This window comes from Streptomyces sp. NBC_00271 (assembly GCF_036178845.1).
In the GTDB taxonomy this organism is placed as follows: domain Bacteria; phylum Actinomycetota; class Actinomycetes; order Streptomycetales; family Streptomycetaceae; genus Streptomyces.
Genome location: NZ_CP108070.1, coordinates 7,129,178 through 7,142,663 on the forward strand (window position 1 = coordinate 7,129,178; position 13,486 = coordinate 7,142,663).

General features: G+C 70.4%; 13 protein-coding genes and 1 riboswitch. Of the genes, 6 read left to right on the plus strand and 7 right to left on the minus strand.

From position 1 onward, the window contains the following. The gene (pabB, locus tag OG798_RS32515) at positions 1–2,196 is read right to left on the minus strand and encodes an aminodeoxychorismate synthase component I (protein ID WP_328758105.1); all 2,196 of its coding nucleotides are present in this window, start codon (positions 2,194–2,196) and stop codon (positions 1–3) included. 30 nt (positions 2,197–2,226) lie between these two features. After that, complete coding sequence (locus tag OG798_RS32520; protein WP_095857840.1) at positions 2,227–2,814, minus strand: hypothetical protein; 588 nt, start codon at positions 2,812–2,814, stop codon at positions 2,227–2,229. Positions 2,815–3,048: 234 nt separating this feature from the next. Between OG798_RS32520 and OG798_RS32525 the strand changes: the two genes are divergently transcribed. Then, positions 3,049–3,828: a DUF3050 domain-containing protein gene (locus tag OG798_RS32525; protein ID WP_328758106.1), complete on the plus strand. Its 780-nt coding sequence runs from the start codon at positions 3,049–3,051 to the stop codon at positions 3,826–3,828. Positions 3,829–3,912: 84 nt separating this feature from the next. On the opposite strand, the gene OG798_RS32530 is transcribed toward OG798_RS32525, so the two are convergent. Continuing rightward, complete coding sequence (locus OG798_RS32530; protein ID WP_328758107.1) at positions 3,913–4,521, minus strand: hypothetical protein; 609 nt, start codon at positions 4,519–4,521, stop codon at positions 3,913–3,915. Then, positions 4,518–5,369, minus strand: coding sequence for a DMT family transporter (locus tag OG798_RS32535; RefSeq protein WP_095857839.1), 852 nt, complete (start codon positions 5,367–5,369; stop codon positions 4,518–4,520). The genes OG798_RS32530 and OG798_RS32535 overlap by 4 nt, the downstream gene beginning before the upstream one ends. Positions 5,370–5,511: 142 nt before the next feature. Here OG798_RS32535 and OG798_RS32540 point away from each other — a divergent pair, with 142 nt between their 5' ends. Both OG798_RS32540 and OG798_RS32545 read left to right on the plus strand, forming a co-directional pair. Then, positions 5,512–5,871, plus strand: coding sequence for a hypothetical protein (locus tag OG798_RS32540; protein WP_095852999.1), 360 nt, complete (start codon positions 5,512–5,514; stop codon positions 5,869–5,871). 76 nt (positions 5,872–5,947) lie between these two features. Continuing rightward, the gene (locus tag OG798_RS32545; RefSeq protein WP_121415262.1) at positions 5,948–7,135 is read left to right on the plus strand and encodes a glutathionylspermidine synthase family protein; all 1,188 of its coding nucleotides are present in this window, start codon (positions 5,948–5,950) and stop codon (positions 7,133–7,135) included. A gap of 34 nt (positions 7,136–7,169) precedes the next feature. On the opposite strand, the gene rocD is transcribed toward OG798_RS32545, so the two are convergent. Next, positions 7,170–8,378 (minus strand): ornithine--oxo-acid transaminase, encoded by a 1,209-nt coding sequence (gene rocD, locus OG798_RS32550; protein WP_328758108.1) that lies wholly within the window; start codon positions 8,376–8,378, stop codon positions 7,170–7,172. A 124-nt stretch (positions 8,379–8,502) separates the two neighbouring features. Further along, positions 8,503–8,589: riboswitch (ZMP/ZTP riboswitch) on the plus strand. On the opposite strand from rocD, the gene OG798_RS32555 reads away from it, so the two are divergent. Then, positions 8,571–10,067, plus strand: a complete 1,497-nt coding sequence (locus OG798_RS32555) for a glycine hydroxymethyltransferase (RefSeq protein WP_121415258.1) — start codon at positions 8,571–8,573, stop codon at positions 10,065–10,067. (Overlaps the previous riboswitch by 19 nt.) A gap of 13 nt (positions 10,068–10,080) precedes the next feature. Here OG798_RS32555 and OG798_RS32560 read toward each other — a convergent pair whose 3' ends face one another. Beyond that, complete coding sequence (locus OG798_RS32560) at positions 10,081–10,749, minus strand: hypothetical protein (protein WP_328758109.1); 669 nt, start codon at positions 10,747–10,749, stop codon at positions 10,081–10,083. Between the two features lie 140 nt (positions 10,750–10,889). Here OG798_RS32560 and trpS point away from each other — a divergent pair, with 140 nt between their 5' ends. Both trpS and OG798_RS32570 read left to right on the plus strand, forming a co-directional pair. Beyond that, positions 10,890–11,903 carry a tryptophan--tRNA ligase gene (gene trpS, locus OG798_RS32565; RefSeq protein ID WP_095857838.1) on the plus strand — a complete coding sequence of 338 codons (1,014 nt, stop codon included), beginning with the start codon at positions 10,890–10,892 and terminating at the stop codon, positions 11,901–11,903. 198 nt (positions 11,904–12,101) lie between these two features. Continuing rightward, positions 12,102–12,686: a 2'-5' RNA ligase family protein gene (locus tag OG798_RS32570; RefSeq protein WP_097225004.1), complete on the plus strand. Its 585-nt coding sequence runs from the start codon at positions 12,102–12,104 to the stop codon at positions 12,684–12,686. A gap of 30 nt (positions 12,687–12,716) precedes the next feature. Here the strand turns inward: OG798_RS32570 and OG798_RS32575 are convergent, their stop codons facing one another. Continuing rightward, a complete protein-coding gene (locus OG798_RS32575; protein ID WP_097225003.1) occupies positions 12,717–13,472 on the minus strand; it encodes a decaprenylphospho-beta-D-erythro-pentofuranosid-2-ulose 2-reductase in 756 nt (251 codons plus the stop codon). Positions 13,473–13,486: the final 14 nt, after the last annotated feature.

The window sequence follows — 13,486 nt, forward strand, 5'->3', positions numbered from 1 at the left end:
TCACCGGGCGGGCTCCTCTACGGCGGCTCGGCGGGGGGTGTCCGCCCGACGGGCGCTCACTCCTGCCGGGGTGGCTTCCTGGTGCTCCCGCAGGGCCCGCATCTGCGCCGCCGTCTTCAGCAGCATCTCGTCGTACTCCGCGGCCGGATCGGAGTCGAGGACGATCGCGCCGCCCGCGCCCAGGTGCGTCAGCCCGTCCGCGAGTACGGCGGTACGGATGACGATGCTGAGGTCGGCGCCGCCACTGCACCCCAGGTAGCCGAGGGCCCCGGAGTACACCCCGCGCGCCTCGGTCTCCAGCGTGTCGATGATCTCCATGGTGCGCAGCTTCGGCGCGCCGGTCATCGAGCCGCCGGGGAAGCAGGCGCGGACGCAGTCCACCGCGTCCGTGTCCGGGCGCAGCCGGCCCCCGACGGTGGAGACGAGCTGGTGCACGGTGGCGTAGGTCTCGGTGGCCATGAGCCGGGAGACGCGTACCGTCCCGGTCCGGCAGACCCGGCCCAGGTCGTTGCGGAGCAGGTCGACGATCATCAGGTTCTCGGCGCGGGTCTTGGCGTCGGCGGCGAGCGCGTCCCGCAGGCGCGTGTCCTCCTCCGGGGTGTCGCCCCGGGGCGCGGTGCCCTTGATGGGCCGGGCCTCGGCGACGCCGCCGCGGGTGATCCGCAGGAAGCGCTCGGGGGAGGCGCCCGCCACGTCGAGGTCGCCGAACCGCAGGAAGGCCGCGTACGGCGCCGGGTTGACGCGGCGCAGCACCCGGTAGAAGTCGTACGCGTCGGGCGGCGCGGGCAGCCGGGCCGCGTTGGTCAGACAGATCTCGTAGCTGGTGCCCGCACGGAGTTCGCGCGCGCAGGCCTCGATGTCCGCGAGGTAGGTGGCCCGGTCGCGGACGAGCCATGGTTCGGCGGCGAGGTCCGGCTCGGCCGACACGGGAGCGGGCGGTAACGGCTGCGGGTCGGGGCCGACGAAGGTGAGCTGGGCGAGTGCGCCGTCGAGCCAGTCGGTGGCCTCCCGGGTGGCCTGGGGGGTGTCCTCGGCCACACAGACGGCGTAGGTGAAGCCCTCCTGGTGGTCCACCGCGATCAGCCGGTCGGCGAACAGCCAGCAGGCGTCGGGGGTTTCGGCCCGGTGGCGGTTGGGGGAGCCGCAGTCGGCCTTGGTCTCGTACCCGAAGTAGCCGACGTATCCGCCGGTGAAGTCGAAGGGCAGCCCGGTGGCGTCCACGCGGCGGTTCGCCAACTGCCGCTTGAGGTAGTCGAAGACGCTCGCCCGGACCTTGCGCGGCGGCCGGCCCGCCCGCTCGATCTCGCAACGGCCGCTCGTGACGTCGTACCGGACGAACTCCGACAGCGGCCCGGAGCCGTCACCGAAGAACGAGAACCGTGACCGCCCCTCCTCGACGCGCGCGCTGTCCAGCCAGAACGCCCGCGGGGAGGCGGCGTACATGCGGGTGAAGGCGGCCTCCGCGTCGACGGCGGTGGCGATGCGGCGGGTGTGCAGCCGGTGGGCGGGGCGGACGGTCCGCGCGGTGCGGGAGGGCGCGGCGGGGGCGGGGATGGCCGCCGCGGACGGGGTGACCGCGGTGTTCTTCGTACGGGTCTTGCGGGCGCGTTGCGCCGTGAGGTTGCGGAAGTTCACGAGCATCCGGTGGCCGTACTCGGTCAGGACGGACTCCGGGTGGAACTGCACCCCCCACAGCGGCCGGGTGCGGTGCCGCAGTCCCATCAGGACGCCGTCCTCGGACCAGGCCGTGGCTTCCAGCGTCCCGGGCAGCGGCTCGCGCACGGACAGTGAGTGGTAGCGGACCGCGGTGAAGTGCTGCGGCAGCCCCTGGAACAGGTCCCGCTCGTCGTGCCGGATTCTCGACAGATGCCCGTGCCGGGGCTCCGGGGCGGGCAGCACCCGGCCCCGCTCCCCGAGTGCGATGCCCTGGTGGCCCAGGCAGACACCGAGCACCGGGATCGTGGACTCCGCGAGCACTCTGGCGCTGATCCCGAAGTCACGGGATTCGGCCGGGTGCCCCGGGCCCGGCGACACCACCACATTGTCGAATTCCGAGAGATCCGGAATTCTTCCGCCTGTTCCGTCGGGGGCGGCGTCGTTGAGGATCACCACCGGCTCCTCGCCGTTGACCTCGGCGATCAGTTGGAACAGGTTGTACGTGTACGAGTCGTAATTGTCGATGAGCAGGGTCTTCACCCGCCCACCTCCCTTTGATCGTTCTCGGGCCTACGCGGTCCGTCTTTTGTGGCGTCCGCGGAGCGCCTGGAGCGGTGGGTACAGCCATTTCTTGAAGAATCGCTGAAGGCGCGGCATGAGAATCCAGGTGACGAGGGCCGTCACACACAGACACAGCAGCAGCGTTCGGATGAGCGGATTGAGACCGCCGAGATACGGAATCACGAGCAGATTGAATAAGAGCACCGGTGGGAAAACCGCGCTCATATTAATGAACCACAGCTTCCATTTCGCGGGCGGGATCGGTGCCGGCGGCGGTTTCGGCGCGCCGGTCTGGGCGTCGAACCAGCTCTTGGAACCTCGCACGCTCCGCCGGCCCGTCTCCCGGGCGAACGGGTCCGCCCGGGTGGCCCACTGCGCCCGGATGATCGAGTCTTCCCAGGCCAGGGCTGACCCTTCGCTGTCGAAGCGGTAGACCACATGCCACTCCGCCTCTCCGTCGGCAAGTACACCACCCCCCAGGAAGCCCGGTTCGCGCGAGCTCGCCCGCAGCACGGCCCACCCCCAGGAGTGGAAGTCGGTCTCGCGGCCCGGGATCACGTGATACGCCACGGTGACGGTTACGGGATTCCTGGTCACGCCACCGAGTACGGAAAGCGCATACAGCGCGTTCAAATCTTCAACGAAGTTTCTTGAGTGTCCGGATCGTGACCGTTTGTTTATCTTTTGGTTATCTTGACACATTCTGTCGATCGATACTCCTGGTAACTCTCCCGTAATTTCAGAAAGTGCTTGCGAGACCCTTCGATAAAGCTGCACGATCGCCATCCGCCGCGCGTTGTGGCCCCCATCTGCCACCAAGAAGGAGATCCCATGTCCAGGTACGACTGGAATATGAACCACGAGGGAATCGAGCGGGCGCGTTCCGTGATCGAACCCGCACGGAAGGAGGTCACCACCCACCCGATTTACCAGCGGATAAACAGCCGGGAGGACATGGCGACGTTCATGGCGCACCATGTGTTCGCGGTATGGGACTTCATGTCGCTCCTGAAGTCCCTCCAACGGGAACTGACCTGCGTCGACGTCCCCTGGGTGCCGCGCGGCACGGAGGTGAGCCGGCGCCTGATCAACGACATCGTCCTGGTCGAGGAGAGCGACGAACTGAACGGCGGCTTCACCAGCCATTTCGAGCTGTACCGCGCGGGCATGACCGAGGCGGACGCCGACGCGACCAGGATCGACACCTTCCTCGCCCTGGTCACCGAGGGCCACGACGTGCCCTCGGCACTCCGCGTCTCCCAAGTCCCCGCGCCGGCCGCCGAGTTCGTCCGCACCACCTTCGAGATCATCTCGGACCGGCCGCTGCACTGCCGGGCGGCCGCGTTCGCCCTCTCCCGGGAGGACCTCATCCCCGACATGTTCGACCAGGTCATCAAGAAGGAGGGCACCGACCGCTTCCCGCTCTTCTGCGACTACCTGGCCCGACATATCGAGGTCGACGGCGAGGAACACACCCCCATGGCCATGCAAATGGTGGCCGACCTCTGCGGCACGGACGACACGCGCTGGCAGGAGGCGGTCGAAACGGCGACGCTGGCCCTCGAGGCGAGGGTCCGGTTGTGGGACGGGATCGTGGAGGCGATGGCCTGAGGCCCCGGACAACGGTTGTGCCCCCGACCGGGGGGCGGGGGCACAGGTGGTGGCGACGGGACTCCAACTCGGTGAAGCGCTCAGTCAGCGCCCCGTAAGCCAGTCCGCCAAGTCGTAGACCGCACGACAGTAGGGATCGTCGGCGTTCTTCCGCATGCGCTCCAACTCCCCCGTTTCCAGGAGGATCGGAAGTACGGCGTGCGTTCCTGTGACGCCAACGACAACAGAGCCTTCATCGTCTCGGCGGGCGAAGGCCGCCGCTGCGGCCTGCAGTGCGTCCGAGAGGTGGAACCGCGGCCGGCCGACGAAGTCGTGGACAGCGGCGGAGGCGTCGATCACGGGGATTCCGAAGGCGTCGCGCGACTCCTCCCCGACCTCGCGTTCGGGGCAGTCGGCCAGTACGTCGCGCAGGGCGGCCGCGAGGTCTCCTGGCGGGATGTTCGCGCCGTATGCGTCCGTGAGTGGCAGGTCGAAGGCGACGGACGAGTCCAGTTGCTGCCCGTCCCACAGAACGACCCGGCCGACGCCGCGTCGATCCGGGGCATTCACGACACCCCGTACGAGCCGAACTTCCTGCTCGATCGCGAACGCCGTGACGCGGCCCGGCATTTCATGTGCCGGCTGCGCATGTAGATCGGACAGGCCCGCGTCGTCCCACGTCAGGGCGACGAACTTCCCGGCCCGCCCCGTCACCCCTCCTCCACCGGCTCCTTCGCCGGTTCTTCCACCGGCGCCTCCCCGAACCGTGCCAGTGCCAACGCGCCCGCCACCGCCACCGCGAACCCCAGTACCGCCAGCCAGGCCAGGCCCTCGCGGGTGCGGTCGCCCAGCCAGATCACCCCCACCAGGGCCGGTCCGACGGTCTCGCCGATGATCAGACCGGCCGTGGCCGTCGTCACCGAGCCGCGCTGCAGCGCCGAGGTCAGCAGGATGAACGCGGCGCCTCCGCCGATGAGCAGCGCGTACGTCGCCGGGTTGGTCAGCAGCGTGGCGGGCGCGAGGTCGTCGATCAGTCGTACCGAGACCTCTACGACCCCGAAACCGAACCCGGCCCCGAGCCCGAGGACCAACGCCCGGCCCCGCCCGGACATCCGCCCGCCCACCAGACCGAGCAGCAGCACCACCACCGCGGTCCCCAGCATCCAGTACTTCAGCGTCATGGACCCGGCCTCGCCGCCCTCCGTCCCGGACGCCAGCCCGAGCATCGCCAGCCCCGCGCACACCACCCCCACCGCGGCCCACTCCACCCCGCTCAACCGCACCTGCAGCAGCCGCGCGGCGACCACCGCCGTCACCGCGAGGCTCGCCGCCAGCGCCGCCCCGACCGCGTAGATGGGGATGGAGCGAAGTGCCGCGATCTGCAACAGGAAGCCCAGCCCGTCCAGCGCGAGGCCCGCGAGATACCTCCACTGCCGCAGCGCGCGCAGCAGCAGCGCCGCGTCCCCGCCCGAGCCGCCACTGTCGGCCGCCGCCCGCGCGGCGATCGCCTGCAACACCGTCGCCGTACCGAAGCAGACCGCCGCACCAAGTGCGCACACCATTCCAAAGAGCACGAAGTGACTGTAGGGGACGCCGAAAAGGAGGGGGTTGCCGCCCACCTGTCTCAGCCGTTCTCTAATCTGATCGCTTGCGCCCAGCAGGGTGCTCAGCAGGACGCACTGTGACAACAACGGGGGATCGAAAATGGCGGACACACGACGGCAACTGCGCTCGGGCACGGTCGTACTCGGCGGCATGGGACTCCTCGCGGCGGCCCTCACCGCCTGCTCCTCGGATCCGGACAAGCGCTGTGTCGACCGCGACAGCTACACCTCGCTCAAGGGCTACAAGGTCGTCGCCGACAAGAACTGCAAGACCACCAAAACCACCAAGACCTCGGTCAGCAGCGGCTGGTACTACGGCGGCAAGAAGAAGGGCAGCTGGATCGACGGCGGCTCCTTCACCAAGGCGAGCAAGGGATCCGGCAGCAGCACCAGCGGCGGCAGCCACCACTCCGTCGACCGCGGCGGCTTCGGCAGCGGCAAGGGCAGCTCCGGCGGCTGAGCGACGCGACACCACGTCACCTCACCTCACCCGTAGCCGTAGGCCGCGCGCCCAGCACCGATCGGACCCGTACGCCATGGAACGCCGCACCATCGAGCCCCGCGTCGGCTGGCAGCAGATCGTCGAGCAACAGGGCCTCATCTACCCCCTGACCCGCTACCCGGACGACTCCCTGCGCCCCTACTGGGACGAGAGCGCGTACTACGCCTTCTCGCTCCCGGAGGTGGAGGCGCTGGAGGAGGTCGTCGAGGAACTGCACCGCATGTGCCTGGCGGCGGCCGAGTACATCGTCACGGAGAACCGTTTCGCCGACCTCGGCATCACCGACCCGCGCGTCGTGCGGGCGGTCGCCGAGGCCTGGCGGCGCCGCGCCGAACTCCCGTCCGTCTACGGCCGTTTCGACCTGCGCTACGACGGCACGGGCCCCGCCAAGATGCTGGAGTACAACGCCGACACCCCGACGTCCCTCGTCGAGGCGGCGAGCCCCCAGTGGTTCTGGATGGAGGACCGTTTCCCCGGCGCCGACCAGTGGAACTCCCTGCACGAACGCCTCGTCGCCGCCTGGAAGAAGCAGGCCGCCCTCCTCCCGCCGGGCAGCCCCCTCTACTTCGCGCACTCCGCCGACGACGAACTCGGCGAGGACCTGATGACCGTCGCGTACCTGAAAGAGACGGCGGAACAGGCAGGGCTCGACACCGACTGGATCTCGGTGGAGGAGATCGGCTGGGACCCCCTCTCCGACCGCTTCGTCGACAACCAGCTCCGTTTCATCCGCAGCTGCTTCAAGCTCTACCCCTGGGAGTGGCTCACCACCGACCGCTTCGCCGACCACGTCCTGGACACCCTCGACAACGGCGGCGGTACGGGCACGACCCTGTGGATCGAGCCCGCCTGGAAGATGCTCCTCAGCAACAAGGCCCTCCTCGCCGTGCTCTGGGAGCTGTACCCGGGCCACCCCAACCTCCTCCCCGCCCACCTCGACGGACCCCGGGAGCTGGCCACCACCCAGGGGTACGTCGCCAAGCCGCTCCTCGGCCGCGAGGGCGCCGGGGTGACGGTGCACGCGCCCGGCGCCGCCCCCGTCGTACGCGAGGACGAGCCCTGCTGCTACCAGGAACTGGCCCCCCTTCCCTCCTTCGACGGCAACCATGTCGTCCTCGGCGCCTGGGTCGTGGACGGCGAGTCGGCGGGGCTCGGCATCCGCGAGTCGTCCGGGCTGATCACGGACGAGTACGCCCGCTTTTTGCCCCACGTGATCCTCTAGCCAGGGCCTGTCCGGCCGGACAGCCCCTGGGCGCTCAGTCGGCGCCGAGCACCGCACGCAGCTGAGCCAGCCCCCAGTCCAGGTCCTCCTTGCTGATGACCAGCGGCGGGGCGATCCGGACCGTGACCCCGTGGGTGTCCTTGACCAGGACACCCCGGTCCATCAGCCGCTCGGAGATCTCGCGTCCCGTGCCGTACTCGGGGGCGATGTCGACGCCCGCCCACAGCCCCCGCCCGCGCACCGCCGTGACATGCCCCGAGCCCGTCAGCAGCCCCAGCTCCCGGTGTAGGTGGTCACCCAGTTCCGCGGCGCGCCGCTGGTACTCGCCCGACCGCAGCATCGCGATCACCTCGAGCGCCACCGCGCAGGCCAGCGGGTTCCCGCCGAACGTCGACCCGTGCTCACCGGGCCGGAACACCCCGAGCACCTCCCTGCTCGCCACCACCGCCGACACCGGTACGACCCCGCCCCCGAGCGCCTTGCCCAGTACGTACACGTCCGGCACCACGCCCTCGTGCTCGCACGCGAAGGTGCGGCCCGTGCGGCCCAGCCCGGACTGGATCTCGTCCGCGACGAAGAGGACGTTCCGCTCGCGCGTCACGTCCCGCACCCCGGCGAGGTAGCCGGGCGGCGGCACCAGCACGCCCGCCTCGCCTTGGATCGGCTCCAGCAGCACCGCGACCGTCTCCTCGGTGACCGCCGCCCGCAGCGCGGCCAGGTCCCCGTACGGCACGATGTCGAAGCCCGGCGTGAACGGCCCGAAGTCCGTCCGCGCCTCCGCGTCCGTGGAGAAGCTGATGAGTGTCGTCGTACGGCCGTGGAAGTTGTCGCTCGCCACGACGATCCTCGCGCGGCCGTCGGGGACGCCCTTGACGCGGTACCCCCACTTCCTGGCCGTCTTCACGGCGGTCTCCACCGCCTCCGCACCCGTGTTCATCGGCAGCACCATCTCCATGCCGCACAGCTGCGCGAGCTGCGCGCAGAAGTCGGCGAACCGGTCGTGGTGGAAGGCCCGCGAGGTCAGCGTCACCCGCTCCAGCTGCGCCTTCGCCGCGTCGAGCAGCCTTCGGTTGCCGTGGCCGAAGTTCAGCGCCGAGTAGCCGGCCAGCAGGTCGAGGAAGCGGCGGCCCTCGACGTCCGTCATCCAGGCCCCGTCCGCCGTCGCCACGACGACCGGCAGCGGGTGGTAGTTGTGCGCGCCGTGCGCGTCGGCCGAGGCGATGAGTCGTTCGGTGGTGGTCACGGAATCTCCGTTTCCTGCAGCCCAGGGATCGCTGCCGCACGGGGGTCTGGCTCGTGGCTCCCTTCATATCGTCGCTCGCATGGTGGACGAGGGAACCCGGCGATCCGGCGCGCCCGGTAGGCTGGCGACGGGCCGTGACTGGCGCGCTGGGATGGGATCGACCATCGGGGAGCGGCCCGTGAACTGTGTGCCGTGCGCCTGGGCCGACCCGTGAACGCTGAACGCCACGTCCGGAGGCCGTCCATGCCCGAGCCCCTCTCCACCGAGTCCACCGCCTTCCGCAGCGCCCTCGACGTGATCCGGGCCGTGGAGCCCCGCGTCGCCGACGCCATCGGTCAGGAAATCGCCGACCAGCGCGAGATGCTCAAGCTGATCGCGTCGGAGAACTACGCCTCCCCGGCCACCCTGCTGGCCATGGGCAACTGGTTCAGCGACAAGTACGCCGAGGGCACCGTCGGCCGCCGCTTCTACGCCGGCTGCCGCAACGTCGACACCGTCGAGGCCCTCGCCGCCGAGCACGCCCGCGAGCTCTTCGGCGCCGAGCACGCCTACGCCCAGCCGCACTCCGGCATCGACGCCAACCTGGTCGCCTTCTGGGCCGTCCTCGCCGCCCGCGTCGAGGCCCCGGCCCTCGCCAAGGCGGGCGTCCGCAACGTCAACGACCTCAGCGAGGCCGACTGGGCGGAGCTGCGCCAGGCCTTCGGCAACCAGCGCATGCTCGGCATGTCCCTGGACGCGGGCGGCCACCTCACCCACGGCTTCCGCCCGAACATCTCAGGAAAGATGTTCGACCAGCGTTCCTACGGCACCGATCCCGCCACCGGCCTCATCGACTACGAGGCGCTGCGGACATCGGCCCGTGAGTTCAAGCCGCTGATCATCGTCGCCGGCTACTCCGCCTACCCCCGCCTGGTGAACTTCCGGATCATGCGGGAGATCGCCGACGAGGTCGGCGCGACCCTGATGGTCGACATGGCGCACTTCGCCGGTCTGGTCGCGGGCAAGGTCCTCACCGGCGACTTCGACCCCGTCCCGCACGCCCAGATCGTCACCACCACCACGCACAAGTCGCTGCGCGGCCCGCGCGGCGGCATGGTCCTGTGCGACGAGAGCCTCGCCGAGCAGGTCGACCGCGGCTGCCCGATGGTCCTCGGCGGCCCCCTCCCGCACGTCATGGCCGCCAAGGCCGTCGCGCTCGCCGAGGCCCGCCGCCCCGAGTTCCGCGACTACGCCCAGGCCGTCGTCGACAACGCCCGCGCCCTCGCCGAGGGCCTGATGCGGCGCGGCGCCACCCTGGTCACCGGCGGCACGGACAACCACCTCAACCTGATCGACGTCGCCTCCTCCTACGGCCTCACCGGCCGCCAGGCCGAGTCCGCGCTGCTCGACTCGGGCATCGTCACCAACCGCAACGCCATCCCCGCCGACCCGAACGGCGCCTGGTACACCTCCGGCATCCGCATCGGCACGCCCGCGCTGACCACCCGTGGTCTGGGCACCACCGAGATGGACGAGATCGCCGGTCTCATCGACCGCGTCCTCACCGCCGCCGAGCCCGGCACCACCGCCAAGGGCGCCCCGTCCAAGGCCCAGCACGTCCTGGACGCGAAGATCTCCGACGAGATCTCCCACCGCGCCACCGACCTGCTGGCCCCGTTCCCGCTCTACCCGGAGATCGACCTCGGCTGACCCACCTGCTGGATCAGAGGTCGATCAGCTCCTGTCGTGGTTCCCGCGGCGGTCCGGCTCCATCCCGCCGGGCCGCCGCGCGGCGTACCAGGAAGGCGCCGCCGACCCCGAGGAGCAGACCCGCGCCAAGGCCGGGCAGCACCCACCGCGCACGCTCCTCGACACCCCGCTTCGAGGCCGGTGCGCCTGCGGCGGCGTCGAGCAGCTGCCCCCGCCCGACCACCCGCTCGTACACCGAGCGTGACGCGCGGTGCCAGCGGATGTCGTCGTCCACGACGTCGGGCGAGGGGTCCGTGCGCACCCAGGGCGTGCCGTCCGCGGCCAGGAACAGCTGGTCCTGGCGCCCCATGGCGACATCGCCCCCCGGCGCGCTGTCGGTCTGCGGCCAGCCCCCGACCCCGCTCAGGCCCCACATCACGGTGGCCCGTACCCGCGGGAAGTCGCCCGCCGTCCACGCGTCCGGCACCCGGACCGTCCCCATGTAGGTGGGAGTCAGCAGGTCCCACAGCCGTGTGAAGTCCCGCTCCCCGGAGTGCAGTGCGGTCGTGCGCCCCGTGCCGCCCTCGATGACCAGGGCCATGTCCGGCCCTCTGTGCCCCGCGGCCGGTGCCAAAGCCCCCGCCGGGTGCGCCGCCAGCACGGCGAGCACCACACCCGAGAACACCGCGATCCCCGATCTCACCCGTCCGCCTCGGCCCGCCATGCGTGTCCCCCGTCCGCCGCCAGCACGTGCCTCGAGTATCCGCCCGGGTCCTCCTTCCGGGGAGAGCTCTGTTCCCACCTGTTCCCGAGCTCCCGGGTGCACCTGAGAGAATGGTGAACATGGCCTCTGAACGTCCCCGCGTGCTCTCCGGAATCCAGCCCACAGCAGGCTCGTTCCACCTCGGCAACTACCTCGGCGCCGTCCGCCAGTGGGTGGCCCTGCAGGAGTCCCACGACGCCTTCTACATGGTCGTCGACCTGCACGCGATCACCGTTCCGCAGGACCCGGCGGACCTGCGCGCGAACACCCGGCTCGCCACCGCGCAGCTGCTCGCCGCGGGTCTCGACGCGGACCGCTGCACGCTCTTCGTGCAGAGCCATGTCCCCGAGCACGCCCAGCTCGCCTGGATCATGAACTGCCTCACCGGCTTCGGCGAGGCCTCCCGCATGACCCAGTTCAAGGACAAGTCCGCCAAGCAGGGCTCGGACCGCGCGTCCGTCGGCCTGTTCACGTACCCGATCCTCCAGGTCGCCGACATCCTGCTGTACCAGGCGAACGAGGTCCCGGTCGGCGAGGACCAGCGCCAGCACGTCGAGCTCACCCGCGACCTCGCCGAGCGCTTCAACGGCCGCTTCGGCGAGACCTTCACGATCCCGAAGCCGTACATCCTCAAGGAAACGGCGAAGATCTACGACCTCCAGGACCCGTCGATCAAGATGAGCAAGTCGGCGTCCACGCCGAAGGGCCTCATCAACCTGCTCGACGAGCCGAAGACCACCGCCAAGAAGGTCAAGAGCGCGGTCACCGACACGGACACCGTCATCAGGTATGACAGCGAGCAGAAACCGGGTATCAGCAATCTGCTGACCATCTACTCGACCCTCACCGGTACCGGTATCGCGGAACTGGAGGAGAAGTACACGGGCAAGGGCTACGGTGCGCTCAAGACGGACCTCGCCGAGGTCATGGTCGACTTCGTGACCCCGTTCCGTGAGCGCACCCAGCAGTACCTGGACGACCCGGAGACGCTCGACTCGATCCTGGCCAAGGGAGCCGAGAAGGCGCGCGCCGTCGCCGCGGAGACGCTCGCGCAGGCGTACGACCGGGTGGGCTTCCTGCCCGCCAAGCACTGAGGCGTACGACCGCACACACGTACCACTGGGCAGAGCGCTGCACATCACTACGGCTGCGCCTGCCCACAGCACAGCCGTGGCCTTACAGTCGATAGCCGGACGGCTGAGTACGAACCAGACAACGCGCCCGGCGACGCGAAGGACAACGCAACCGGTGACGCGACCGACGACGCACCGGACACGACGACAGGAGACGACGTGGGGACCGTAACGATCGGCGTGTCGATCGCGGTCCCGGAGCCTTACGGCAGCCTGCTCCAGGAGCGGCGCGCGGGCTTCGGCGACCCCGCGGCTTGTGGCATCCCCACGCACGTCACCCTGCTGCCGCCGACGGAGGTCCACGCCGCCGACCTGCCGGCCGTCGAGGCGCATCTGACCGAGGTCGCCGTGGTCGGCCGGCCCTTCCCGATGCGGCTGTCGGGCACCGGCACCTTCCGGCCCCTGTCACCGGTGGTGTTCGTGAAGGTCGTCCAGGGCGCCGAGGCCTGCACCTGGCTCCAGCAGCGGGTCCGCGACGCCTCCGGTCCCGTGGCGCGCGAACTGCAGTTCCCGTACCACCCGCACGTCACGGTGGCGCACGGCATCGACGACGCGGCGATGGACCGCGCGTTCCATGAACTCGCCGACTACGACGCCGAGTGGCCCTGCACGGGGTTCGCGCTCTACGAGCAGGGCTCCGACAGTGTGTGGCGCAAGCTGCGGGAGTTCGCCTTCGGCGGATCCGTGGTGCCACCGCAGGCGGGCCACGTGGACGTGGAGCGCGGGACCATCGCCAGCCGCTAGCGGCGGTCGAGCCGGGCAGCCGCCGTCGAGCTAGATCGGCAGGCGGCGGAACACCGCTCGCGGTACGTGCCGCAGCGCCGCCATCACCAGCCGCAGCGCCCCCGGCACCCACACCGTCTCCGAGCGCCGTCGCAGCCCCACCTCGACGGCCGTCGCGACCGCCTCCGGTGTGGTGGCCATGGGTCCCTCCGCGCGCCCCGCGGTCATCTTCGTACGGACGAACCCCGGGCGTACGACCATCACGTGGACGCCGGTGCCGTGCAGCGCGTCGCCCAGACCCTGGGCGAAGGCGTCCAGGCCCGCCTTGCTCGACCCGTAGATGAAGTTGGAGCGGCGGGCGCGCTCGCCCGCGACCGAGGAGAGCACCACCAGGGAGCCGTGCCCCTGCGTCTGGAGGGCCCGCGCGCACACCAGCAGGGCCGACACAGCCCCCGTGTAGTTGGTCTGCGCGATCCGGGCGGCGGCCACCGGCTCCCGCTCGTCCCGGGCCTGGTCGCCGAGGACCCCGAAGGCGAGCAGCACCATGTCGAGGTCGCCCTCGGTGAAGACCTTGCCGAGGACCGTCTCGTGGGACTCGGGGTCGAGCGCGTCGAAGGCGAGGGTACGGACGTCCGCGCCGAGTCCGCGCAGGTGCTCGGCGTCCCGTTCCAGGGCCGGTGAGGGCCGTCCGGCGAGCCACACCGTGCGGGTGCGCCGGGCGATCAGACGGCGTGCCGTGGCCAGCGCGATCTCGGACGTGCCGCCGAGGATCAGCAGGGACTGGGGGGCTCCGAAGGCGTCCTTCATGACAACTCCTTGAG